Origin of the sequence: Enterobacter cloacae complex sp. SYL003, from assembly GCF_049236925.1 — a bacterium.
Classification (GTDB): domain Bacteria; phylum Pseudomonadota; class Gammaproteobacteria; order Enterobacterales; family Enterobacteriaceae; genus Enterobacter; species Enterobacter intestinihominis.
This window is the reverse complement of sequence record NZ_JBMKJK010000005.1, coordinates 86,714-111,626: the sequence shown is the minus strand read 5'-3', so window position 1 is coordinate 111,626 and position 24,913 is coordinate 86,714. Positions and strand designations below refer to the sequence as shown.

Here is a 24,913-nt window from a genome sequence, read left to right as displayed (position 1 = left end):
GCAATAGTTCGACCCCGTCAAAAAAGACGGTCATCGAAAAATGGGTCCGGGAATGGAAAGGGCGCTATGGTACTGGATGGCAACGGTTTCGTCACGCGTCAAAATAGCCCAAGTTGTCCTGTCACTAGTGTAGCAAAGTCGTCGTTGATGAACGGTAAAATTCCCTCCGCAACAGGCTGAAGCTGGCGGGTCAGGTAGTGATCGTAATCGAGCGGAGACTGCTGGTAATCAACGGGTTCTGGTCCGTTCGTTGTCCAGACGTATTTGATCGTTCCCCGGTTCTGATACTGCGGCGCGCGGCCCCGGCGAACGTTCTCTTCATCCGCCAGCCGCGCCGCGCGGACGTGCGGAGGAACATTACGCTGGTAGTCCGCCAGCGGGCGGCGCAGGCGCTTGCGATACACCAGCTGCGCGTCAAGTTCGCCTGCCATCAGGCTGGCTATCGTCTCGCGCACGTAGTCCTGATACGGCTCATTGCGGAACACCCGCAGATAAAGCGTTTGCTGAAACTGCTGTGCCAGCGGCGTCCAGTCGGTGCGCACTGTCTCCAGCCCTTTAAACACCATCCGCTGCTTGTCGCCTTCCTGAATCAGTCCGGCGTAGCGCTTCTTGCTGCCCTGGTCGGTTCCGCGAATGGTCGGCATTAAAAAGCGGGCAAAATGGGTTTCAAACTCCAGCTCTAACGCACTGGTTAACCGCTCTTTTTGCAAACTTTCGCGCCACCAGGCGTTCACGAAGGCGACCAGTTCTTTGCCGATTTGCGCGGCGTCGTCTTCTGAACGGGCCGATTTCAGCCAGACAAAGGTGGAATCGGTGTCGCCATAAATAACGTCATAACCCCGGGATTCAATCAACGCTTTGGTCTGGTGCATAATGTCGTGCCCGCGCATGGTGATGGACGACGCCAGACGCGGATCAAAGAAGCGGCAGGCGCTGGTGCCCAGCACCCCGTAAAAGGCGTTCATAATGATTTTCAGCGCCTGTGAGAGCGGCTTGTTGCCGTGGCGTTTTGCCTCGTCGCGGCCGTGCCAGATGTTTCCCACGATCTCAGGCAGGCAGTGTTTTTCGCGCGAGAAGCGTGCCCCGAGAAAACCTTCAGTACTGTGCGCATCGTCTGGCTGCGCCATCCCCTCGACCAGCCCTACCGGATCAATCAGAAATGTGCGGATAATCGACGGGTACAGACTTTTATAATCCAGCACCAGCACCGAATCATACAGCCCGGGCCGTGAATCCATCACGTAACCGCCGGGACTGGCCTGCGGCGGCACGTCACCGAGGTTAGGGGCCACATAGCCCGCCCGGTGCATCCGCGGGAAATAGAGGTGGCTGAAGGCCGCTACCGAGCCGCCGTGCCTGTCGACCGCGAGACCGTTTACCGTTGCGCGTTCCAGCAGGAAGGGCATGATCTCGGTTTTATGGAAAATCTGCGTTACCAGCTCACAGTCTTTCAGGTTATAAGTAGCGAGCGCCGGCTTATCCTCATTAAAGCGCCGGTCGATCTCGTCCATTCGGTCCCAGGGATTGTCGATGGATTTACCTTCACCGAGCAGCGCCTGGGCGACCGCTTCCAGCGAGAAGGAAGAGAAGTTCCAGAAGGCGGATTTCAGCGCCTCGATGCCGTCGACAATCAGGCGACCGTTAGCCTGTGCGAAGAATACGCCGTTCTTAAAACCGTGCTCACGCCACTCCAGCTCCGTGTTTCCGCGCCCTAACGTCAGGGGAATGCGGTACCGCTCGGCATGTTTTTGCAGCACGCGCAGGTCAAACTGCACCACGTTCCAGCCGATCAGCACGTCGGGATCGTGCTCGGCAAACCACTGGTTAAGCTTCTCCAGCAGCTGTGGTCGGCTGGTAACGTATTCCAGATGAAAATCCAGCGCGGACGCATCGCCGTTCGGGGGCCCGAGCATATAGACAACCCGCTGCCCGCAGCCTTCAAGGCCGATGCAGTACAGCTCGCCGTGACGGGTGGTTTCGATATCCAGCGAGACCCACTTCAGCGGCGGGCGATAGTGCGGGTTAGGCTTCAGGCGCGCGTTCACGAGACAACCGTTCTGCTCAGCGCCGTCCACCCAGACGGGGGCGGTGATAAACCGCTCCATCAGAAAACGTTCCGGCGGGCGAATGTCCGCTTCGTAGAGCGTCACGCCCGCTTCGCGGAGCAATTTTTCATAGCGCATCAGCTGGCGATGGGCGCGGCAGTAGAGGCCATAAACCGGCTGGCGGTGGAAGTCTTTTAGCTCAAGGGGAGTAAGGCGCCAGCCGTTTTCACCGCGCAGCAGCTGCTTTACTTTCTCGACGTGGTGTTCAGGGATAAACGCCACGGACTCCTGAGGCGGCAGGGTAACGTGCAGCGGGCCGTTATCCGTCGCCAGCCAGAACGCAACCTCGGTGCCCTGAGGGGTATCCCGCCAGTGTCGGGTCAGTAAAAAGCCTTCTTGCGCCTGTGCCACGCCGCTATCCCACAAAACAAACCAGGCCTGATTATAGCCTGGTTGAGGGGTGTTTGCTGGGGTTTTATACAGTGCCTGTTTTGCCGGATGGCGCTACGCTTATCCGGCCAACAGGATCCGTAGGCCCGATAAGCGCAGCGCCACCGGACAATGTTTTACTGCCCGTAGTACGCCTTCGCGCCGTGCTTGCGCAGATAATGCTTATCGAGCAGGGTTTGCTGCATATCCGGCAACTGCGGTGCCAGCTGGCGGCAGAAGATCCCCATGTAGGCGACTTCCTCCAGCACGATCGCGTTGTGCACCGCGTCCTCCGCGTTTTTACCCCAGGCAAACGGACCGTGGGAGTGCACCAGCACGCCGGGCATTTGCGCCGCGTCGATACCCTGTTTTTCGAAGGTTTCGACGATCACGTTCCCGGTTTCCCATTCGTACTCACCGCCGATCTCCGCATCGGTCATCAGACGCGTGCAGGGAATGGTGCCGTAAAAGTAGTCCGCGTGGGTGGTGCCGGTGGCCGGAATTGGCTGGCCCGCCTGCGCCCAGATGGTCGCGTGACGCGAATGGGTATGCACAATCCCACCGATGGTCGGGAAGGCCTGATACAGCAGGCGGTGAGTGGGCGTATCGGAGGAGGGCTTTTTATCGCCTTCAACCACTTCACCCGTTTCGATGCTGACCACCACCATATCTTCCGCGGTCATCACCGTGTAATCCACGCCCGAAGGCTTGATCACGAACACGCCTTTTTCCCGGTCAACGGCGCTGACGTTGCCCCAAGTCAGGGTCACCAGGTTATGTTTTGGCAGCGCCAGGTTGGCTTCGAGTACCTGACGTTTGAGATCTTCTAACATTGTCGTCTCCTGCCGGATGGCGCTGCGCTTATCCGGCCTACAGAACCGTAGGCCCGGTAAACGAAGTGCCACCGGGCATTCAGGGCTTAGCGTTTTGAACCGTAATAGACTTCGTTCCAGCGCAGCGCGTCTTTAAAGGCTGGCAGACGGGTGTCGTTATCAATCACGGTCAGTTCGATGTCGTGCAGCTCGGCAAACTGACGCATATCGTTCAGGTCAAGCGCGTGGCTGAAGACGGTGTGGTGCGCGCCGCCGGCCAGGATCCAGGCTTCCGACGCGGTTGGCAGGTCAGGTTGCGCTTTCCACAGGGCGTTCGCGACCGGCAGTTTCGGCAGAGAATGCGGAGTTTCCACAGCATCGACGCAGTTCACCAGCAGGCGGAAACGATCGCCGAGGTCGATCAGGCTGGCGTTAATGGCCGGGCCGGTACGGGTGTTGAAGATCAGACGGGCCGGATCCGCTTTGCCGCCAATGCCGAGGTACTGCACATCGAGGATCGGTTTCTCTTCAACGGCGATAGACGGACACACTTCCAGCATGTGCGAGCCGAGCACCAGATCGTTACCGTTCTCGAAGTGGTAGGTGTAGTCTTCCATAAAAGAGGTGCCGCCCTGCAGACCGGTCGACATCACCTTCATGATGCGAAGCAGAGCGGCAGTTTTCCAGTCGCCTTCGCCCGCAAAACCGTAGCCCTGCTGCATCAGACGTTGTACCGCCAGACCCGGGAGCTGTTTCAGGCCGTGGAGATCTTCAAAGGTGGTGGTGAAGGCATGGAAGCCGCCCTGTTCCAGAAAACGCTTCATGCCCAGTTCAATGCGTGCGGCATCCAGCACGTTCTGGCGCTTGTCGCCGTTGACCTGTGCCGCAGGCGTCAGGCGGTAGCTGCTTTCGTACTCGTCCACCAGCGCGTTAACGTCGCCATCGCTGATGTCATTCACCACCTGCACCAGGTCGCCCACCGCCCAGGTATTCACGGAGAAGCCAAATTTAATCTGCGCGGCCACTTTATCACCGTCGGTGACCGCCACTTCGCGCATGTTGTCGCCGAAACGCACCACTTTAAGGTGACGGGTATCCTGCTTAGAGACCGCCTGACGCATCCAGGAGCCAATGCGTTTTTGTGCCTGGCCGTCCTGCCAGTGGCCGGTCACCACGGCATGCTGTTGACGCATACGTGCGCCGATGAAGCCGAACTCGCGACCGCCGTGCGCGGTCTGATTCAGGTTCATGAAGTCCATGTCGATGCTGTCCCACGGCAGAGAGGCGTTGAACTGAGTGTGGAATTGCAGCAGCGGTTTGTTGAGGATAGCCAGGCCGTTGATCCACATTTTGGCTGGCGAGAAGGTGTGCAGCCACACCACCAGGCCAGCGCATTTGTCATCGTAATTGGCATCGCGGCAGATGTTAGTGATTTCGTCCGGCGTAGTACCCAGCGGCTTCAGCACCAGTTTGCACGGCAGTTTGGCTTCCGCGTTCAGCGCATTCACAACGTGCTCCGCGTGTTTCGTCACCTGCTGCAACGCTTCCGGTCCGTATAAATGCTGGCTGCCAATCACAAACCACACTTCATAATTATTAAAAATGGTCATTATCGTGTCCTTAAAGTGTCAGGGTTGCCGTAGTGTCCGCGGTGCTTTTGGCCGGGGCGGCGACAGGGAGATAGTGAAGTTCGGCGCTTTTTGCCCATTGCTGGTAGCGCTGATAAAGCTGTTCAAAGCGTTGTGCCTGCTGAGCCTGCGGCTGAAGCGTACTTTCGACGGCGCTCGCCATATGCTGTTGCGCGGTCGGGATATCCGCATGGACGCCTGCGGCCACGGCAGCGAAAATCGCTGCGCCCAGCGCACAGCACTGATCGGAGGCCACAATTTGCAGCGGACGGTTGAGCACGTCGCAGCAGGCCTGCATGATCACCGGGTTTTTACGGGCGATACCGCCCAAAGCCATCACGTTGTTCACGTCAATGCCCTGCCCGGTGAAGCACTCCATGATGGCGCGCGCGCCGAACGCGGTGGCGGCGATCAGACCGCCAAACAGCGCGGGCGCGTCGGTCGCCAGGTTGAGATCGGTAATCACCCCTTTCAGACGCTGGTTGGCAAACGGCGTACGACGGCCGTTGAACCAGTCCAGCACCACCGGCAGGTGATCGAGAGACGGATTTTTTGCCCAGGCTTCGGTGAGCTGCGGCAGGAGCTGTTTTTTGCTCGCGGTAATCTGGGTTTTCAGTTCAGGATGCGCGGCCGCCAGCTGATCCAGCGGCCAGCCGAGCACCCGGCCAAACCAGGCGTAGATATCGCCAAATGCGGACTGACCCGCTTCGAGGCCGATAAAATCAGGCACCACGCTGCCGTCAACCTGACCGCAGATACCCTTCACCGCGCGGTCGCCAACGGTCGTTTTATCCGCCGTCAGAATGTCGCAGGTGGAGGTGCCAATCACTTTCACCAGCGTGTTAGGCTGCGCACCCGCGCCCACGGCGCCCATATGGCAGTCGAACGCGCCGCCGGAAATGGTCACGTTTTGCGGCAGACCGAGGCGTTTCGCCCACTCTTCGCAGAGCATGCCGACCGGAATATCGGCGGTGAAGGTGTCGGTAAACAGCGGGTATGTCAGGTTTTTGTTGATGATCGGGTCGAGTTCATCGAAGAACGCTGCCGGAGGCAGACCACCCCAGCTTTCATGCCACAGCGATTTATGCCCGGCGCTGCAACGGCCACGGCGAATAGCCTGCGGACGCGTGGTGCCGGAAAGCAGGGCGGGAACCCAGTCGCACAGCTCAATCCATGACGCCGCTGCCTGTGCGACCGACGCGTCCGCGCGGGTAACGTGCAGGATTTTTGCCCAGAACCATTCGCTGGAGTAGATCCCGCCGATGTAGCGCGAGTAGTCGGTTTTGCCCGGCTGGTGGCATAAGCGGGTGATGGCTTCCGCCTCTTCCACGGCGGTATGGTCTTTCCACAGCACAAACATGGCGTTCGGGTTATCAGCAAACTCCGGGCGAAGCGCCAGTACGCGGCCTTCTGCATCAACCGGGGCTGGCGTTGAACCGGTACTGTCGACGCCAATCCCCACGACGTCGGCCCGCTGGGCGTCCGTCAGCTCCGCCAGCACGGTTTTGATCGCCGCTTCCATTGATTCAATGTAATCGCGCGGGTGGTGACGGAACTGGTTGTTCGGCGCATCGCAGTAGCGCCCCTCTTGCCAGCGCGGATACCACTCAACGCTGGTTGCTATCTCCCGGCCAGTCGTACAGTCCACTGCCAGCGCGCGAACTGAGTCGCTGCCAAAATCGAGGCCAATTGCAATTGCCATGGTGTTGCTCCATCCAAAACAGGTATGGAAGAACATTAGAGACTGGGGACAAAGATCGTCAGGCAGGATCCGCTAATCTTATGGACTAAATTGCTGTTACGATTGAAAGTGTGACGCCGTGCAAATATTCAATGTGGACATTTCTGCCGTACTTATAGACACTTTTGTTACTGCTTATCCGCCCGTGCTGGCGGAGAAATCAGGGGGAAAGGCTGAAACATGGCGGACGTAAAAGAGGCGTGATGCTTTTTGGATCTTTTCGCGGGCCATTTTTATACTGCTTTTATCGATATGGACAATTGGTTTCCTTCAGGACCCTTGGGAGAACTGAATCTATGGCCGAACCGCAAAACGATCCCCTGCTGCCGGGATACTCATTTAACGCCCATCTGGTGGCGGGGCTGACGCCCATTGAGGCCGAGGGGTATCTCGATTTCTACGTCGATCGACCGCTCGGAATGAAAGGGTATATTCTGAACCTGACCGTTCGCGGGGAAGGGGTGATTAAAAACGGCGATCGGCAGTTTATCTGCCGCCCTGGTGATATGCTGTTGTTCCCGCCGGGGGAGATCCACCACTACGGGCGCCACCCGGATGCCAAAGAGTGGTATCACCAGTGGGTCTATTTCCGTCCGCGCGCCTACTGGCAGGAGTGGCTCTCGTGGCCGGCCATTTTCGCGCAAACCGGTTTTTATCGCCCGGATGAGGCGCATCTGGCGCAGTTCCGTGAGCTGTTTGCACAGATTATTGAGGCAGGGCAGGCGGGAGGGCGCTACGCCGAACTGCTGGCCATCAACCTGCTTGAACAGGTGCTGCTGCGCCGCATGGAGGCCATCAACGAGTCGCTTAATCCGCCGCTGGACAACCGCGTCCGCGACGCCTGCCAGTACATCAGCGACCACCTTGCCGACAGCCAGTTTGATATTGCCAGCGTCGCCCAGCATGTGTGCCTGTCGCCGTCACGGCTGTCGCATCTGTTCCGCCAGCAGCTTGGCGTGAGCGTGCTCAGCTGGCGCGAGGATCAGCGCATCAGCCAGGCGAAACTGCTGCTCAGCACCACCCGAATGCCTATCGCCACCGTCGGGCGTAACGTCGGCTTTGAAGATCAGCTCTATTTCTCTCGCGTGTTTAAGAAGTGCACCGGTGCCAGCCCGAGCGAATTCCGTGCGGGATGTGAATAATCGGTAAACATTCAGGTGAACTTCAGGCGCATCTTGTAAACTATTCAGACAATTGATGCCTTGACGCGGTGCAGGGCGCTAAGCAGAATCGCTGATTCGTTTTCTGACCGGAATAGTTATGCAGGCATTGCTGGAACATTTTATTACCCAGTCCGTTATGTATTCGCTCATCGCCGTGGCGCTGGTGGCGTTTCTGGAGTCGCTGGCGCTGGTCGGGCTGATCCTGCCCGGCACCGTGATGATGGCGGGGCTTGGGGCGCTTATCGGCAGCGGCGAGGTCAATTTCTGGCAGGCGTGGATGGCCGGTATTATCGGCTGTTTGCTGGGGGACTGGATCTCCTTCTGGCTGGGCTGGCGCTTTAAGAAGCCGCTACACCGCTGGTCGTTCATGAAAAAAAACAAAGCGCTGCTGGATAAAACCGAGCATGCGCTGCACCAGCACAGCATGTTCACCATCCTCGTGGGGCGCTTCGTTGGGCCAACGCGTCCACTGGTGCCGATGGTGGCCGGGATGCTGGATCTGCCCGTCGCGAAGTTTGTGGTGCCGAATATCATCGGCTGCGTCTTCTGGCCGCCGTTCTACTTCCTGCCGGGTATCCTGGCGGGCGCGGCGATTGATATTCCTGACGGTATGCAAAGCGGTGAGTTTAAATGGCTGCTGCTGGGTACGGCGGTGCTGCTGTGGCTGGCGGTTTGGCTCTGCTGGCGCCTGTGGCGCAGCGCGAAAGCGAGCGTCGATCGCCTGACCCGCTATCTCCCGCGCACGCGCCTGCTCTGGCTGGCCCCACTTACGCTCGGCGTGGCGGTGGTAGCGCTGGTGGCGCTGATCCGCCACCCGCTGATGCCGGTGTACGGCGAGATCCTGTTGAAGGTGGTGAGCCGTTAAGGTGTTTTCCCTCTCACCGTGGGAGAGGATTAGGGTGAGGGCATCAGACCGCACGAATGCCCAACAATGAAGATGCCCCTGCGTTACCACTCTGAAGTTCTTCTGTTTCTCCATCCCACAAAATACGTCCCTCCGCGATCACCACCGATCGCGGCGCGATGCGTGCGGCATCTTCAATGCTGTGCGAAACCATCAGCATCGTCAGTTGTTCGCGCTCGCACACCTCCTCAACCAGCGAGAGCATTTCCTGGCGCAGAGCCGGGTCGAGCGCCGAAAAGGGTTCGTCGAGCAGCAGCAGCGGCTGCTTGCGCACCAGACAGCGTGCCAGCGCCACGCGCTGGCGCTGGCCGCCGGAAAGCTCCCCCGGTAGTCTGTTGATAAACGCAGACAGGCCCATTTGTTCGGCGATCGCCTCCAGCGTCTGACGCTGCGCAGCACTGAGCTTTAACCCCGGATCCATACCCAGCGCGATGTTCTGCCAGACCGTAAGATGATTGAACAGATTGTTTTCCTGAAACAGCATCGACACCGGGCGCTTAGCCGGCGGAGCGTAGGTAAACTCGCCGTTATCAATGACGATCGACCCGCTGGCAGGCTGCAAAAAACCGGCAATCAGATTGAGCAGGGTACTTTTTCCGGCCCCGCTGGGGCCAAGCACTGCGATTCGCTCTCCCTGACGAACGGAGAGGGTAAAACGCATTGGCAGGTGCTCATAAAGCCAGGTTACATCAGTCAGTTTTAACATCACGCCCCGGAAGTTTTTCGATAACGGTAAATAACGCAAAGCACAGCAGCAACAGGAGCAGCGCCGTGACGGCGCCGTCCTGGCTACGGTAAGAGCCAATTTGCTGATAAAGCCAGAACGGCAGCGTGCGGAAATCCTCGTTGCCGAAGAGCGCCACTACGCCAAAATCGCCAATTGACAGCACGCAGGCAAACGCCAGCGCCTGGGCGAGCGGACGTTTCAGTGCGCGCAATTCTACCACCTTCAGGCGCTGCCAGCCCTGCATGCCCAGCGACTGACACAGCAAGCTGTAGCGGCTGTTGACGTCGCGCATCGGGTTTTCCAGTACCTTGAGCGCGTAAGGGATGGCCATCAGTGCGTTGGTAAAAATGACGATGCCGTCGGCGCTTTCCGGCAGGCCGATGGTGCTGTTGAACAGTAAAAAGAATCCGGTCGCCAGCACAATGCCCGGCATCGCCAGGATCAGCATACCCGTCAGTTCCAGCGCGTGTCCGGCTTTACGGGCATGACGCGCGTACAGCTCGCGGCTGCTCCAGAGCAGCATCATGGTCAGGATCACGCACAGTAGCCCGGCTGCCAGCGCAATGCGCAAGGAGGTCCACGTCGCTTGCCACAGGACAGGTTGTTGCAGTACCGACAACACATTGCGATTCAGTCCATCAACGATAACGGCCAGCAGCGGGGGCAGCAAAAGCAGGAGTGCCAGTGCGATCAGCATAAAATCCGCGACGCGGCTATACAGGCAGTCCTGCGGATCGCGCCAGCCTGTCATGTTATTGCTTCCTGTGGGGATCGTTTTGCTTAGCCTCTGGCTGAGTAACACCAGTGCCAGACAGCATACCATCTGCACGATCGCCAGCAGCGCGGCGCGGCCCGGATCGTAGTCGTAACTTAAAGCCTGATAGATCGCCAGCTCAATGGTGGTGGCCTGCGGCCCGCCGCCGAGAGAAAGTACGGTCGCGAAGCTGGCGAAGCAGAGCATAAAGATTAGCGCGGCAACCGGGGCAATCTGGCGTCGCAGCCACGGCCATTCGACAAAGCGGAAGAACGACCAGCCGCGCATGCCAAGCTGGGCGGCAATCTGACGCTGCTCACCGGGAATGTTTTCCAGCGCCTGTAAAAAGAGGCGCGTGGCCATCGGCATATTGAAAAAAATATGCGCCAGCAGAATGCCTTTCAGGCCGTATGGCGAGAAGGTCCATTCCAGACCAAGCAGGTTGAAAAGGAATGCCAGCCATCCTTGCCGACCGTAGACGCTCAGAATGCCGAACACCGCCACCAGCACGGGCAGGATCAGCGTCATCGCGCACAGCCGCAGCAGGGCAAGCCTGCCGGGGAAACGTCTGCGATAGAGGGCGCGCGCGAGGAAAATGGCCGGGAGCGTCGACAGCAGCGCGGAGAGAAACGCCTGCCAGAAGGAGAAACGGATGACGTGCCAGAGATAGCTGTCGTGCCAGAGGGCAAGCAGATCGCTCTCTGGCGCGTTAAACCACAGCGCAAGGAATGCACCCAGGCTGACAACCACCATCAGTATAGCGGCGAGCAGCCCGGGAACTAACCAGCCGGGGATCAGCGGCTGACGGCGCGTTGCCATTCACTTATCCATGCGGCGCGCTGGGTGGCAACCTGCTGCGGCGTAAATTCCAGGGAGGTTTGCGGTTTGTTCAGCTGCTCAAAACCTGCCGGCAGCGCAACATCAGTGACCGGGTACATCCAGTTTCCTGTCGGAATAGCATTCTGGAATGCCGGTGAAACCATAAACTTCAGGAATTTCTCGGCGAGCTCCGGCTGTTTGCTCGCGGCGGTGCGGGCGGCCACTTCCACCTGCAAATAATGTCCTTCAGCAAAGTTCGCGGCGGCGTAGTTGTCTTTCTTCTCGGCGATAATGTGGTAGGCCGGAGAAGTCGTGTAGCTCAGCACAAGGTCGCTTTCGCCTTTCAGGAACAGGCCGTAGGCTTCGCTCCAGCCTTTGGTGACGGTAACGGTTTTCGCTGCCAGTTTCTGCCACGCCTCAGGCGTTTTGTCGCCATAGACTTTCTGCATCCACAACAGCAGCCCCAGACCCGGCGTGCTGGTGCGCGGATCTTCATAAATCACGCGCCACTTCTGATCGCTTTCGACCAGCTCTTTCAGGCTTTTGGGCGGATTCTTCAGCTTGTTTTTATCGTAGACAAACGCAAAGTAACCGTAATCAAAGGGAACGAAGGTGTCGTTTTTCCAGCCGCCCGGCACGTTGACGGCATCTGCCGCCACGCCGCTTTTGGCGAACAGTCTGGTTTGAGTGGCGGCTTGCAGCAGGTTGTTATCCAGCCCGAGCACCACGTCGGCTTTGCTGTTTTTGCCTTCCATACGCAGCCGGTTAAGCAGAGAGACACCATCTTCCAGTGCCACGAATTTCAGCTCGCAGTTGCAGTCGGCTTCAAAGGCTTTTTTCACCGCCGGGCCGGGGCCCCAGTCGGCGGAGAAGGAGTCGTAGGTGTAGACCGTCAGGACAGGCTTAGCAAAAACAGGCAGCGCAAACAGCGCCAGCAGAGGAAGAACGTTTTTTAACACTTTGCACCTCAGGGTTGAGTGGCAAAGGATTTTGAGAGACAGCCTCAAATCCCTTCGCCGGCGTTATCCGGATCAGGTTCGACGGGTATTATCTCAGCGCACATCAGTGATGCAGCACCCCGTTGAGAACGGCGCTATTGTAATGATTTGGTGAATATTACGAAAGCGTTATGGCTCCGGCGGCGCAAACCACGCGGATTTAAAATCAAACCAGCCCAGGGTATTCATTCGCAGGCCGCGCATGCTGCGCTGACCCTGGATCAGCAGCCAGTGGTGAATCAACGGTACGATCGTCTGCCCGGCCAGCAGCTCCTGACACCAGGCGGCCAGAACCATTTCTCCTGCCCGCCACCGTGCGGCGTCTCGCTGCCAGTCCCGATTGATACAGTGCTGAATCAGGGGCACTTCATACAGGTGAGAGAAGAGCGAAAAATCAAGCGGCAGCGTGAAGTTCGCACTGTTGAGCCAGATATCGCTGATAACGTCTCCACGGTGCCATTCATCATAGTCTACTTCCTGTATCGCCAGCGTCACGCCCTCGGCTGCCAGCAGCTTACTCATGATCCTTGCGATAAACCGGTGTTCAATGTGATCGCGATAGTAGCTGAGGGTGATGGTCTCCAGTCCGGCAGGTTTTTCACTGCGTACTGGCTGCGCATGGTGCCAGCGCGGAAGCAGGCCATAGGCCGGGAACCACCAGGTCTGGTATTGCTCCTCTGCGTGATAAATCAGGTTAGCGGGCGCCAGAATATGGCTGATCCACTTGCGGACGTCGTGATTCGCCCCGCGATGGCTGCGGCTGTCAAAAAGCAGATAGTAGCAACCCTCTTCCAGGCGACTCTCGAACGCCTTTTCGCTGGTTGTTGGCCCTTCCAGCGTCAGGCCTGCGCTCAGCTCTTCGTTGAGATCCGGTAGTACCCAGACGTTGACTTCGTCGATCAGCGCCCTATAGCCAAAGTAATCATCAAAGGCGCGGATCTTCAGCTGATTACTGTTGTTCCGTGAAACGGAGTAGGGGCCCGTACCAATCGGCTGGCTGGAAAAATTGTTCAGGGATCGCCACTCGGCAGGCAGGATCATCGAGGGTACGTAGCCCAGAAGCCACGGAAGCCATTTGTCCGGCTGCGATAGCTCAATATCCAGGGTCCAGGCCGTGGGGGAGTGGATCCGCGCGATATGCGAATAGAGCGGCAGCGTGCGGGCGCGCTCTAAGGAATCGATAACGTCGCGCATCTCCAGCTCGCGTCCATGGTGGAAATGAATGCCGGGACGTAAAAAGAAGCGCCAGTGCAACGGAGACACCTGTTGCCAGTGATGGGCAATATCCGCTTCCAGTTCCCCGTTTTCCTCATTTATCCGCGTCAGACCGCTAAAAATCTGCCGGGCCATGTGGGTTTCAGAGCGACGTAACGCCGTACCGGGCAACAGATTTTTCATTGGGCGATAGTAAAGCACTCGCAGAATGTGGCGTCCCTGACGAAAGCTGCGTCCCAGATGCGAGACCAGCATCTGGCGCACGGCGGCTTTGTCGCCCACCAGCTGGACCAGCTGATCGATGCGGTCCTGCTCCAGCAGATCCTCCGCCCGCTGTTGCTGCAACGCCAGGCCGGTATAGAGGAAAGTCAGGCGCGAGCGCTTACCGCGTCCGGCTTCGGCCTCCCAGTTTAGCCAGCCCTGCTGCTGCATGGTGTTAAGGAGGGTACGCATATGACGCCGGGAGCAGTTGAGGAGCTCAGCCAGCTCGTTCAGCGTGGTCTCCTGCGATTGCCCCTCGCAGCACTGCCAGAGGCGGATAAATTGTTGTTGCAGACGACCAGAAGGCATAAAAGAGGAACTCCTGACAAAAAATCAGCAATTTATTAATCCCTATATTAAGCCAATAATCCTTATCGATGAAGCGAGGAGGTAAATTATGAAGAGGTCTACCGCACGTCAGTTTTATCAGCACTATTTTTCAGCGACAAAGGGAGTGTCCTGGCTGGCCCGCCAGTGCGCAGAGCAGCGGCTGAGAATACTGGAAGATCTGATGCAGTGGGACGTTACGAAACCGACCTCTTCTCGCTAACTCGCCTCGATCATGTGTGACTGAGTATTGGTGCTAATCACCCGCCAGCAAAATGTTTTTGCTGGCTTTTTTCGTTTACTATTTCACCCAATTTCGATTCGCTTTCATAAGGACTTGCGCATGCTCTGGTTGATGACGATGGGGCGACGCCTGAACGGCGTGTACGCCGCTTTTATGCTGGTGGCCTTCATGATGGGCGTGGCCGGTGCGCTACAGGCGCCGACGCTGAGCCTGTTTCTCAGTCGTGAGGTTGGGGCGCAGCCATTTTGGGTAGGCCTGTTCTACACCGTCAACGCCATTGCCGGGATCCTCGTCAGCCTGTGGCTGGCGAAACGATCCGACAGCCAGGGCGATCGCCGCAAGCTGATCCTCTTTTGTTGCGCCATGGCCGTGGGCAACGCGTTGCTGTTTGCCTTTAATCGTCACTACCTGACGCTTATCACCTGTGGCGTGCTGTTGGCCTCTCTGGCGAACACCGCCATGCCGCAGCTCTTCGCCCTGGCCCGGGAGTACGCCGACAACTCGGCGCGGGAAGTGGTGATGTTCAGCTCGGTGATGCGTGCGCAGCTCTCTCTCGCATGGGTCATCGGCCCCCCGCTGGCGTTCATGCTGGCGCTGAACTACGGTTTCACCGTCATGTTCACCATCGCCGCGGGAATTTTTGCCATCAGCCTGGCGCTGATAGCCTTTGTGCTGCCATCGGTGGCGCGCGTAGAGCAAGCGACGGACAAGCCCATCACCCAGGTAAGCGGCTGGCAGGATAAACACGTCCGCATGTTGTTTATCGCCTCCACGCTGATGTGGACCTGCAACACCATGTACATTATCGATATGCCGCTGTGGATCAGCAGCGATCTGGGACTGCCCGACAAGCTCGCGGGGATCCTGATGGGCACCGCTGCCGGGCTGGAGATCCCGGCGATGATTCTGGCGGGTTACTACGTAAAACGTTTCGGAAAGCGTCGGATGATGGTCGTCGCCGTGGCGGCTGGGGTGGTGTTCTACGCGGGGTTAATCCTTTTCCATTCGCGGGAAGCTTTGCTGGCGTTACAGCTATTTAACGCGGTATTTATCGGAATCGTTGCCGGGATCGGCATGCTCTGGTTCCAGGATTTAATGCCGGGGCGAGCAGGCTCCGCGACCACGCTGTTTACTAACAGTATCTCTACCGGCGTGATTCTGGCAGGGGTGATTCAGGGGGCGCTGTCGCAAAGCTATGGACATGCATCCGTGTACTGGGTGATCGCAGCGATTTCGGTCATCACGCTTGTGTTAACGTGCCGGGTTAAAGACGTTTGATTCTGGAAGGCGGCTTCACGAAATGAAACGATTTTCTGACAGGAGCAGAGAAGGCGCATAGAGTGCGTGACGGGTGCTTGAGGCTGTTTGCCTCAGGCTTTCGCAAGAGGCAAACAGTGGAGAGTCCCACATCAAAAAAACTGATGGGGAGACCAACTTCACAACCAACATTGCGAGGTTAGTCTCTTCATTGCCGAAAAGCAATAAGGAGGCTGGAATGCCAAAACGTACTCTGCTGTTAGGTTTGTTTCTGATCTGTACGACGTTGTTGATCTTCACCTGGATGGTGCGCGACTCGCTGTGTGAGCTGCACTTCAGACAGGAGAAAACAGAGCTGGCGGCAGTGTTGGCTTACGAAGCAAAACGTTAGCGGTATTGGCGGGGTTTTTCCCCGCCTCTCCAGAGTGGTTACGCCTCAACGCACCCTTATCAATGGCCCGCGCCCTGCGGGCCATTGCCTTTAGCCCATAAACGCAGGCTGTTTTTTCTCGTAGGTGGAGATAGCCTCTTCGTGCTGCAGCGTCAGGCCAATGCTATCCAGACCGTTCAGCATGCAGTGGCGACGGAACGCATCAATGCTAAAGCTGTAGGTCTTGTCACCGGCTTTCACCACTTCTGCTTCCAGATCCACTTCAAACGACATCCCCGGATTTGCCTGCACCAGCGCAAACAGTTCATCGACCTGTTCGTCACTCAGCGTCACCGGCAGCAGCTGGTTGTTGAAGCTGTTGCCATAGAAGATATCCGCGAAGCTTGGGGCGATAACCACTTTAAAACCGTAGTCGGTCAATGCCCATGGCGCGTGTTCACGCGACGATCCGCAGCCAAAGTTTTCCCGCGCCAGCAAAATGGAGGCGCCTTTGTATTCCTGAAAGTTCAGGACGAATTCCGGGTTCGGCACTTCGCCTTTATCGTCGAGGAAGCGCCAGTCGTTGAACAGATGCGCCCCAAAACCCGTGCGCGTCACTTTCTGCAAAAACTGTTTAGGAATGATCGCGTCAGTATCGACGTTAGCGGCGTCCAGCGGGACAACACGGCCCGTATGTTGGGTAAATTTCTCTGCCATGATTGTCTCCTTATTTCAGGCTGCGAATATCGGCGAAATGACCGGTGACTGCCGCAGCGGCGGCCATTGCCGGGCTGACCAGGTGGGTGCGCCCACCGCGGCCCTGACGGCCTTCAAAGTTACGGTTGCTGGTGGAGGCACAGCGCTCGCCCGGATTCAGGCGGTCGTTGTTCATCGCCAGACACATGGAGCAGCCGGGCAGGCGCCACTCGAAGCCTGCTTCGATAAAGATCTTATCCAGACCTTCCGCTTCCGCCTGGGCTTTCACCGGACCGGAGCCCGGCACAACCAGCGCCTGCACGCCCGGTGCCACTTTGCGGCCTTTTGCAATTTCTGCCGCAGCGCGTAAATCTTCGATACGGGAGTTAGTGCAGGAGCCGATGAACACTTTATCAATGCTCACGTCGGTCAGCGGTACGCCGGGTTTCAGCCCCATATAGGCCAGCGCCTTTTCCGCACTCGCGCGCTCGACCGGATCGGCGAAGGAAGCCGGGTCAGGAATGCTGTCGTTGACGGAAATGACCTGGCCCGGGTTGGTGCCCCAGGTGACTTGCGGGGCGATCTCTTCCGCCTGCAACGTCACAACGGTATCAAAAATTGCCCCCTCGTCCGTTTTCAGGGTTTTCCAGTATGCTACCGCGTCGTCAAAATCCTGTCCTTTCGGCGCATGAAGACGCCCCTCCACATAGTTGAAGGTGGTGTCGTCTGGGGCTACCAGTCCTGCTTTGGCACCCATCTCAATGGCCATGTTGCACAGGGTCATACGACCTTCCATGCTCAGCGCCTGGATAGCGTCGCCGCAGAACTCAACGACGTGACCGGTACCGCCTGCACTGCCGGTTTTGCCGATAATCGCCAGCACGATATCTTTCGCGGTGATACCCGGCGCGGCTTTCCCCTTCACTTCAATCTTCATGGTTTTGGCGCGGCCCTGCTTCAGGGTCTGCGTCGCCAGAACGTGTTCCACTTCAGAGGTGCCAATCCCGAACGCCAGGGCGCCAAATGCGCCGTGCGTCGCGGTGTGGGAGTCGCCGCAGACAATGGTCATGCCCGGCAGAGTAATACCCTGTTCAGGCCCCATTACGTGGACGATGCCCTGATAGGGGTGGTTCAGATCGTACAGCTCCACGCCAAACTCGTTACAGTTCTTAATCAGCTCCTGCATCTGGATACGCGCCATCTCGCCAGATGCATTAATGTCTTTGGTCTGGGTGGAAACGTTGTGATCCATCGTGGCAAAGGTTTTACCCGGCTGACGCACCGGGCGCTTGTGCGCACGCAGGCCGTCAAATGCCTGAGGAGACGTCACTTCGTGTACCAGATGACGGTCGATGTACAACAGTGGGGTTTCGTCTGGCGTCTCGTAAACAACGTGCGCATCAAACAACTTCTCATATAACGTCTTAGCCATGATTACACCCCTTCAGCGACATAGCGGGCAATGATGTCGCCCATTTCATCGGTACTGACTGCCGCCGTGCCGCGTGCTAAATCACCGGTACGGACGCCTTCTTCTAACGCCCGGTTAATGGCGTTTTCAATTGCGGTTGCTGCATCGCCTGCATCCAGGCTGTAGCGCAGCAGCAGAGCCAGGGAGAGGATCTGCGCAATCGGGTTGGCGATGTTTTTGCCTGCGATATCCGGCGCGGAGCCCCCCGCCGGTTCGTACAGGCCAAAGCCTTCTTCGTTCAGGCTGGCGGAGGGCAGCATTCCCATGGAGCCAGTGATCATGGCGCATTCATCCGAGAGAATATCGCCGAACAGGTTGGAGCACAGCAACACGTCAAACTGAGACGGATCTTTGATCAGCTGCATCGTTGCGTTGTCGATATACATATGCGACAGCGCAACGTCCGGGTACTGCTTAGCGACTTCACTGACGATTTCGCGCCACAAAATGGAAGACTGGAGCACGTTCGCTTTATCAATCGAGGTCACTTTACGGCGGCGTTTGCGCGCTGACTCAAACGCGATATGGGCGATACGTTCAATTTCAAAACGGTGATAGACCTCGGTATCAAACGCTTTCTCATGCTGACCGCTGCCTTCGCGACCTTTTGGCTGACCGAAGTAGATGCCGCCGGTCAGCTCACGCACGCAGAGAATGTCGAAACCGTTGGCCGCGATATCCGCGCGCAGCGGGCAAAACTCTTCCAGCCCGGGGTACAGCTTCGCCGGACGCAGGTTGCTGAACAGTTTGAAATGTTTACGCAGCGGCAGCAGCGCACCGCGCTCCGGCTGCTCTGCTGGCGGCAAATGTTCCCACTTAGGGCCGCCCACGGAGCCAAACAGCACGGCATCGGCATTTTCACAGCCTTCCACAGTGGCTTTCGGCAATGGCGTACCGTGGTTATCAATTGCAATACCGCCCACATCGTAGTGGCTGGTGGTAATTTTCATCGCGAAACGCGACCGAACGGCTTCCAGTACTTTCAGCGCCTGTGCCATCACTTCCGGGCCAATACCGTCACCCGGCAACACAGCAATATGGTAATTCTTCGACATCACACGGTTTCCTTGTTGTTCTCTTTATTCTGAGCTTTGCGTTGCAACTCTTTTTCGACTTCGGCGGCGCGCCAGATGTTGTTCAGGACATGCACCATCGCTTTCGCGGAGGATTCGACGATATCTGTCGCCAGACCCACACCGTGGAAGCGGCGACCGTTATAATTGACGACGATATCCACCTGACCCAGGGCGTCTTTACCGTGCCCTTTAGCCGTCAGGTCGTATTTCACCAGCTCTACGTCGTACTCAGTGACGCGGTTAATCGCCTGGTAAATGGCATCCACAGGGCCGTTGCCGTTGGCGGCTTCCGCTTTAATTTCATCCCCGCAGGCCAGCTTAACGGAGGCGGTGGCGATGTCGCTTGAGCCGGACTGGACGTTGAAGTAGTCCAGACGGAAGTGCTCTGGCTCTTCCTGCTGTTTGTTGATGAATGCCAGCGCTTCCAGATCGTAATCGAACACCTGGCCCTTCTTGTCCGCCAGCTTCAGGAAGGCGTCGTACAGCTGATCCATGTTGTAATCGCTGTCCTTGTAGCCCATCTCTTCCATACGGTGCTTCACTGCCGCGCGACCAGAGCGTGAGGTCAGGTTCAACTGAACCTGGTTCAGACCGATGGATTCCGGAGTCATGATTTCGTAGTTTTCACGGTTCTTCAGCACCCCATCCTGGTGGATACCGGAAGAGTGAGCGAACGCGCCCGTACCGACAATCGCTTTGTTGGCCGGGATCGGCATGTTGCAAATCTGGCTGACGGTCTGGCTGGTGCGCCAGATTTCGTTGTGATTGATGCGTGTGTGCACGTCCATGATGTCTTTGCGCACTTTGATCGCCATGATCACTTCTTCCAGCGAACAGTTGCCTGCGCGTTCGCCGATGCCGTTCATCGCGCCTTCTACCTGACGCGCGCCGGCGTGCACCGCCGCGATAGCATTGCCAACGGCCAGACCCAGGTCATCGTGGGTGTGTACAGAGATAATGGCTTTATCAATATTTGGTACGCGGTCATACAGACCGGTAATGATGTTGGCAAACTCAAACGGCATGGTGTAGCCGACGGTATCCGGGATGTTGATGGTTCTGGCTCCGGCATTAATAGCGGCTTCCACAACACGGGCCAAATCGTCAATCGGCGTGCGGCCTGCATCTTCACAGGAAAATTCCACGTCGTCAGTGTAGTTACGCGCCCGTTTAACCATATACACCGCACGTTCGATCACTTCATCCAGCGTGCTGCGCAACTTGGTTGCAATGTGCATGGGGGAGGTGGCAATAAAAGTATGGATACGGAAAGCTTCTGCAACTTTCAGGGATTCCGCGGCCACATCGATATCTTTCTCAACGCAGCGAGCCAGAGCGCACACGCGGCTGTTTTTGATGGTGCGGGCGATGGTCTGCACTGACTCAAAATCACCCGGCGAGGAGACAGGAAAACCGACCTCCATTACGTCTACACCCATGCGTTCCAGGGCCAGCGCAATTTGCAGTTTTTCTTTAACACTCAGGCTCGCCTGTAATGCCTGTTCACCGTCACGTAAAGTAGTATCGAAAATAACGACTTGCTGGCTCATGGGTTAGGTCCTTGTCAGTCTTAGGGCGCCTTGCTACGAGCATAAAAAAACCCGCGCAGTGGCGCGGGTTTTTAGTTTTACTGAAGACGATTCAACGCTGAATTTCGCCCGCCAGTCTACCGCGCACAGTGGATGCGTTTAGTAGTAGTAGACCGGTGAAACGAAGGGTGCGAATCATGAATCCTGCTCCAGGTGAATGCGATATGCTTTTAGTGGTACTGGATACGCCGACTCATGTCAACCCCTCCCGGACAAAACGGAGACCCAGCGCAGGGAGAATACATTAGCTAATTGTGCTGGTTTTTGCGTGGCTAACCGATTTTATTGTCTATTATTGGACTGGGGATTCATCTCTGGAATAATTTGAATATAATTGGTAGCAATTGAACATACTATTTTCACCAACATGCTATGAAATGGAATGTGTTTCATATCATTGATTTATAAACTTCATGAATGATTTACGGGTAAGTAAGTTATCAAAATTGATATCAATTTGTTAATGAATATGCGTTGTATACTATTAATAGTTTAATAACGCTTAAGTCATTATTAATGAGAGCGTTGATTGTGTATTTGTCTGGTTTATGGTTTCATGCTCACAATAAAGTTTGAGATATCTTTTGAACGATTTTTAACTCTTCATTTATGGGGTGCGTAAAGCCGCTCGGTGAATGGGGCTCTTTATATATTCCGAATTTTAAATAATTTCCTTTCGCTTGTTGTATATGCATGGTAAATCATATTTTTCGAAGTTATTACTGTACCTGGGCAAAGGGAATTTAGCGTGACGGTGGAGTCAGAAATGCCAGAAAATAATATTAACCAACCACAGACTTATGATGGGGTTAAGCCTCAGTTACGCACAGTGGATCTTAACTTGTTAACTGTATTCGATGCAGTGATGCAGGAGCAGAATATTACGCGAGCAGCGCAATCTCTGGGAATGTCTCAGCCTGCCGTGAGTAATGCCGTAGCCAGACTTAAGGTGATGTTTAACGACGAGTTATTCGTTCGTTATGGGAGGGGAATTCAGCCCACAGCGCGTGCATTCCAGCTATTCGGTTCGATTCGTCAGGCGCTACAGCTAGTTCAAAATGAACTTCCCGGTTCGGGCTTTGAACCCTTAAGCAGTGAGCGGGTTTTCCATCTCTGTGTTTGCAGTCCGTTAGATAATTATTTGACGTCTGTTATATATAATAAAGTTGAACAGATCGCCCCAAATATTCATCTCGTTTTTAAATCATCATTAAATCAAAACACTGAACACCAGCTTCGTTATCAGGAAACAGAGTTTGTTCTGGGATACGAAGAGTTCCGCCGTCCAGAGTTTGCCTGTGTTCCGTTGTTCAAAGACGAAATGGTGTTAGTCGCCAGTAAAAAACATCCCCGTATGAATTCGCCGCTGCGTGAAAGCGATGTTTACAGTGAGCAACACGCCGTTGTTGCTCTTGACAGATATGCCTCATTCAGTCAGCCGTGGTATGACACCGCCGATAAACAAGCCAGCGTGGCTTATCAGGGAATGGCCATGGTCAGTGTATTAAATGTCGTTTCTCAGACGCAGTTAGTCGCTATTGCGCCGCGCTGGCTTGCTGAAGAGTTCTCCGATTCACTGAATCTGCAAATTTTACCTCTGCCGCTCAAGCTTAATAGCCGTACCTGTTATCTTTCCTGGCATGAGGCTGCGGGTCGGGATAAAGGGCATCAGTGGATGGAAGAGCTGCTGATCAATATTTGCCGTCGCTAGGTTCTGGTGAATAAACCGCATGGCGTCATGCGGTTTATTCTGCGGTTTTTAAAACTGGCGATATTATGTTCTGTGTTCATTTTTTCAGTTACTTATGCATGCTCAAAAATAGATGATTTCCTGATCCATCCTCTTTTTAAGAGATGAATTATTATTGTCTCCACTCATACCAGACGAATTCACCATATTCATGTCTGTCAGCTGTTTTTTCTGCTTTTATTGCTCATTCCCGCATCCCGTTTGCTAATTGCCTGCCTCATAACGAGCGGTTAAGGTATCCATCACTCTGCACATTATAAGATGGGTTTACCCTGTCAGAAGACGGCGCGGAAATGAATTCTGTAGACCGTCTATAACAAAAGCCTGGAGGCAAAGCATGGAGATGTTGTCTGGCGCGGAAATGGTCGTCCGATCGCTTATCGATCAGGGCGTGAAACAAGTGTTCGGCTATCCCGGAGGCGCGGTTCTCGATATTTACGACGCGCTGCACACGGTAGGCGGTATTGATCATGTTCTGGTTCGTCATGAACAGGCTGCTGTGCATATGGCTGACGGCCTGGCCCGCGCCACGGGCGAAGTGGGTGTTGTGCTGGTCACTTCCGGGCCGGGGGCGACCAATGCCATTACCGGCATAGCGACTGCGTATATGGACTCTATTCCACTGGTCATTCTTTCCGGACAGGTGGCGACGTCGCTGATTGGCTATGATGCGTTTCAGGAGTGCGACATGGTGGGGATCTCACGCCCCGTGGTGAAGCACAGCTTTCTGGTTAAACAAACTGAAGATATCCCGGGCGTACTGAAAAAAGCCTTCTGGCTGGCCGCCAGCGGTCGTCCTGGGCCAGTGGTTGTCGATCTGCCAAAAGATATTCTCAATCCGGGGAATAAACTGCCTTACCTTTGGCCTGAGTCGGTGAGCATGCGTTCGTATAATCCGACCACGCAAGGGCACAAAGGACAGATTAAACGTGCGCTGCAAACGCTGCTGTCTGCGAAAAAACCGGTGGTCTATGTGGGGGGCGGCGCCGTCAATGCAGCCTGCGAAACGCAACTACGCGAACTGATCGAGAAGCTCAATCTTCCTGTTGCGTCATCACTGATGGGGCTGGGGGCATTCCCTGCCACGCATCGGCAGGCGCTGGGCATGCTGGGTATGCACGGCACCTACGAAGCCAATATGACGATGCACAATTCTGACGTGATTTTCGCCGTCGGTGTGCGTTTTGACGATCGCACCACGAACAACCTGGCGAAATACTGCCCGAATGCGACGGTGCTGCACATTGATATCGATCCTACTTCTATCTCTAAAACGGTGCCGGCGGATGTGCCGATCGTGGGAGACGCACGACAGGTGCTGGATCAAATGTTGGATCTGCTGGCGCAGGAGACCGCCTCTCAACCGCTGGACGAGATCCGCGACTGGTGGCAACAGATCGAGCAATGGCGTGGCCGTCAGTGCCTTAAATACGACACGCAAAGTGAGAACATCAAACCGCAGGCGGTGATCGAGACGATCTGGCGTCTGACTAATGGCGATGCGTATGTCACTTCTGACGTGGGCCAGCATCAGATGTTTGCTGCGCTGTATTACCCGTTTGATAAACCGCGTCGCTGGATCAACTCAGGCGGGCTCGGCACGATGGGCTTTGGTTTGCCCGCCGCGCTGGGGGTAAAGCTGGCGTTGCCAAACGAAACGGTTATTTGCGTAACGGGTGACGGCAGTATACAGATGAATATTCAGGAACTTTCCACTGCGCTGCAATATGAACTGCCAGTGCTGGTGCTGAACCTGAATAACGGTTACCTCGGCATGGTAAAACAGTGGCAGGATATGATTTATTCGGGCCGTCACTCCCAGTCCTATATGAAATCACTTCCGGACTTTGTCCGTCTGGCTGAAGCCTATGGTCATATTGGCATGCGGGTAACCGATCCGTCAGAGCTGGAAGCGAAGCTCGGCGAAGCGCTTGAGCACGTTAAAAACAATCGCCTCGTCTTCATGGACGTTATCGTCGATGGCACAGAGCACGTTTATCCGATGCATATTCGTGGCGGTGGCATGGATGAAATGTGGTTAAGCAAAACGGAGAGAACCTGATATGCGCCGGATATTATCTGTATTACTGGAAAATGAGTCGGGCGCACTGTCGCGGGTTATTGGGCTCTTTGCCCAGCGCGGCTATAACATTGAAAGCCTGACCGTGGCACCGACCGATGACCCTACGCTCTCGCGCATGACGATCCAGACTGTCGGCGATGCGAAAGTGCTTGAGCAGATCGAAAAGCAATTGCACAAGCTGGTGGACGTACTGCGCGTCAGCGAGCTGGGGCAGGGGGCTTACGTCGAACGTGAAGTGATGCTGGTGAAAATTCAGGCCAGCGGTTACGGCCGTGAAGAGGTCAAGCGCAACACGGATATTTTCCGTGGGCAGATTATTGACGTCACGCCTTCTATATATACTGTCCAGCTTGCCGGAACGAGCGATAAGCTGGACGCTTTCCTGGCCTCTGTCAGGGATGTGGCAAAAATTGTTGAAGTTGCGCGCTCTGGCGTTGTTGGCCTCTCGCGCGGCGATAAAATCATGCGTGAGTAGCGCAATAGGTTCGCCTCTTTCAGCCCGGTAGCCAAAGCCGGGCTTTTTTTTGCGTAATCCGCCGACAACGCAGACAAAA

21 protein-coding genes and 1 riboswitch are annotated in these 24,913 nt (G+C 56.1%); of the genes, 8 read left to right on the top strand and 13 right to left on the bottom strand.

The window, feature by feature from the left end:
• Nucleotides 1-98: 98 nt before the first annotated feature.
• The 4 genes from polB to araB form a co-directional block, all read right to left on the bottom strand.
• Nucleotides 99-2,456, bottom strand: coding sequence for a DNA polymerase II (gene polB, locus ACOT1A_RS08295; protein ID WP_276170072.1), 2,358 nt, complete (start codon nt 2,454-2,456; stop codon nt 99-101).
• Nucleotides 2,457-2,611: 155 nt separating this feature from the next.
• Nucleotides 2,612-3,307, bottom strand: a complete 696-nt coding sequence (gene araD / locus ACOT1A_RS08290; protein ID WP_022647024.1) for an L-ribulose-5-phosphate 4-epimerase — start codon at nt 3,305-3,307, stop codon at nt 2,612-2,614.
• 86 nt (nt 3,308-3,393) lie between these two features.
• Nucleotides 3,394-4,896 carry an L-arabinose isomerase gene (araA, locus tag ACOT1A_RS08285; RefSeq protein ID WP_015572656.1) on the bottom strand — a complete coding sequence of 501 codons (1,503 nt, stop codon included), beginning with the start codon at nt 4,894-4,896 and terminating at the stop codon, nt 3,394-3,396.
• 10 nt (nt 4,897-4,906) lie between these two features.
• Nucleotides 4,907-6,616, bottom strand: a complete 1,710-nt coding sequence (gene araB, locus ACOT1A_RS08280; protein ID WP_276170073.1) for a ribulokinase — start codon at nt 6,614-6,616, stop codon at nt 4,907-4,909.
• A 335-nt stretch (nt 6,617-6,951) separates the two neighbouring features.
• On the opposite strand from araB, the gene araC reads away from it, so the two are divergent.
• Together araC and ACOT1A_RS08270 are read left to right on the top strand one after the other, a co-directional pair.
• Nucleotides 6,952-7,797, top strand: coding sequence for an arabinose operon transcriptional regulator AraC (gene araC, locus ACOT1A_RS08275; RefSeq protein ID WP_032625458.1), 846 nt, complete (start codon nt 6,952-6,954; stop codon nt 7,795-7,797).
• Nucleotides 7,798-7,915: 118 nt separating this feature from the next.
• The gene (locus ACOT1A_RS08270) at nt 7,916-8,683 is read left to right on the top strand and encodes a DedA family protein (RefSeq protein ID WP_017383796.1); all 768 of its coding nucleotides are present in this window, start codon (nt 7,916-7,918) and stop codon (nt 8,681-8,683) included.
• Between the two features lie 43 nt (nt 8,684-8,726).
• Here the strand turns inward: ACOT1A_RS08270 and thiQ are convergent, their stop codons facing one another.
• From thiQ to sgrR, 4 genes are all read right to left on the bottom strand, one after another.
• On the bottom strand, nt 8,727-9,428 hold the full coding sequence (thiQ, locus tag ACOT1A_RS08265) for a thiamine ABC transporter ATP-binding protein ThiQ (RefSeq protein ID WP_276170074.1): 702 nt from the start codon (nt 9,426-9,428) through the stop codon (nt 8,727-8,729).
• Nucleotides 9,412-11,022 carry a thiamine/thiamine pyrophosphate ABC transporter permease ThiP gene (gene thiP / locus ACOT1A_RS08260; protein WP_126314605.1) on the bottom strand — a complete coding sequence of 537 codons (1,611 nt, stop codon included), beginning with the start codon at nt 11,020-11,022 and terminating at the stop codon, nt 9,412-9,414. Before thiP ends, thiQ begins: the two co-directional genes overlap by 17 nt.
• Nucleotides 10,998-11,981: a thiamine ABC transporter substrate binding subunit gene (thiB, locus tag ACOT1A_RS08255; protein WP_022647029.1), complete on the bottom strand. Its 984-nt coding sequence runs from the start codon at nt 11,979-11,981 to the stop codon at nt 10,998-11,000. The genes thiP and thiB overlap by 25 nt, the downstream gene beginning before the upstream one ends.
• A gap of 31 nt (nt 11,982-12,012) precedes the next feature.
• Nucleotides 12,013-12,113: riboswitch (TPP riboswitch) on the bottom strand.
• A 36-nt stretch (nt 12,114-12,149) separates the two neighbouring features.
• Nucleotides 12,150-13,805, bottom strand: a complete 1,656-nt coding sequence (gene sgrR, locus ACOT1A_RS08250) for an HTH-type transcriptional regulator SgrR (protein ID WP_276170075.1) — start codon at nt 13,803-13,805, stop codon at nt 12,150-12,152.
• Nucleotides 13,806-13,893: 88 nt separating this feature from the next.
• Between sgrR and sgrT the strand changes: the two genes are divergently transcribed.
• The 3 genes from sgrT to ACOT1A_RS08235 all read left to right on the top strand — a co-directional run bounded on the left by sgrT (nt 13,894) and on the right by ACOT1A_RS08235 (nt 15,715).
• Nucleotides 13,894-14,046 (top strand): glucose uptake inhibitor SgrT, encoded by a 153-nt coding sequence (gene sgrT / locus ACOT1A_RS08245; protein WP_003856388.1) that lies wholly within the window; start codon nt 13,894-13,896, stop codon nt 14,044-14,046.
• A 120-nt stretch (nt 14,047-14,166) separates the two neighbouring features.
• Nucleotides 14,167-15,345 carry a sugar efflux transporter gene (locus tag ACOT1A_RS08240; RefSeq protein ID WP_058645797.1) on the top strand — a complete coding sequence of 393 codons (1,179 nt, stop codon included), beginning with the start codon at nt 14,167-14,169 and terminating at the stop codon, nt 15,343-15,345.
• 217 nt (nt 15,346-15,562) lie between these two features.
• Entirely contained in the window at nt 15,563-15,715 is a 153-nt protein-coding gene (locus tag ACOT1A_RS08235) for a Hok/Gef family protein (protein ID WP_010427008.1), read from the top strand.
• 90 nt (nt 15,716-15,805) lie between these two features.
• Here the strand turns inward: ACOT1A_RS08235 and leuD are convergent, their stop codons facing one another.
• The 5 genes from leuD to leuL all read right to left on the bottom strand — a co-directional run bounded on the left by leuD (nt 15,806) and on the right by leuL (nt 20,665).
• Nucleotides 15,806-16,411 carry a 3-isopropylmalate dehydratase small subunit gene (gene leuD / locus ACOT1A_RS08230; protein ID WP_023299315.1) on the bottom strand — a complete coding sequence of 202 codons (606 nt, stop codon included), beginning with the start codon at nt 16,409-16,411 and terminating at the stop codon, nt 15,806-15,808.
• Between the two features lie 10 nt (nt 16,412-16,421).
• Nucleotides 16,422-17,822, bottom strand: coding sequence for a 3-isopropylmalate dehydratase large subunit (gene leuC, locus ACOT1A_RS08225; RefSeq protein WP_023299316.1), 1,401 nt, complete (start codon nt 17,820-17,822; stop codon nt 16,422-16,424).
• A 2-nt stretch (nt 17,823-17,824) separates the two neighbouring features.
• Entirely contained in the window at nt 17,825-18,916 is a 1,092-nt protein-coding gene (gene leuB, locus ACOT1A_RS08220) for a 3-isopropylmalate dehydrogenase (RefSeq protein WP_022647034.1), read from the bottom strand.
• Nucleotides 18,916-20,487, bottom strand: coding sequence for a 2-isopropylmalate synthase (leuA, locus tag ACOT1A_RS08215; RefSeq protein ID WP_022647035.1), 1,572 nt, complete (start codon nt 20,485-20,487; stop codon nt 18,916-18,918). The genes leuB and leuA overlap by 1 nt, the downstream gene beginning before the upstream one ends.
• A gap of 91 nt (nt 20,488-20,578) precedes the next feature.
• Nucleotides 20,579-20,665 (bottom strand): leu operon leader peptide, encoded by an 87-nt coding sequence (gene leuL / locus ACOT1A_RS08210; protein WP_057979999.1) that lies wholly within the window; start codon nt 20,663-20,665, stop codon nt 20,579-20,581.
• Nucleotides 20,666-21,292: 627 nt separating this feature from the next.
• On the opposite strand from leuL, the gene leuO reads away from it, so the two are divergent.
• The 3 genes from leuO (at nt 21,293) to ilvN (ending at nt 24,834) form a co-directional block, all read left to right on the top strand.
• A complete protein-coding gene (gene leuO / locus ACOT1A_RS08205; protein ID WP_022647036.1) occupies nt 21,293-22,237 on the top strand; it encodes a transcriptional regulator LeuO in 945 nt (314 codons plus the stop codon).
• A gap of 376 nt (nt 22,238-22,613) precedes the next feature.
• Nucleotides 22,614-24,338: an acetolactate synthase 3 large subunit gene (gene ilvI, locus ACOT1A_RS08200; protein ID WP_045308063.1), complete on the top strand. Its 1,725-nt coding sequence runs from the start codon at nt 22,614-22,616 to the stop codon at nt 24,336-24,338.
• Nucleotide 24,339: 1 nt separating this feature from the next.
• Nucleotides 24,340-24,834, top strand: a complete 495-nt coding sequence (gene ilvN / locus ACOT1A_RS08195; protein WP_001252742.1) for an acetolactate synthase small subunit — start codon at nt 24,340-24,342, stop codon at nt 24,832-24,834.
• The last annotated feature ends 79 nt before the right edge of the window (nt 24,835-24,913 follow it).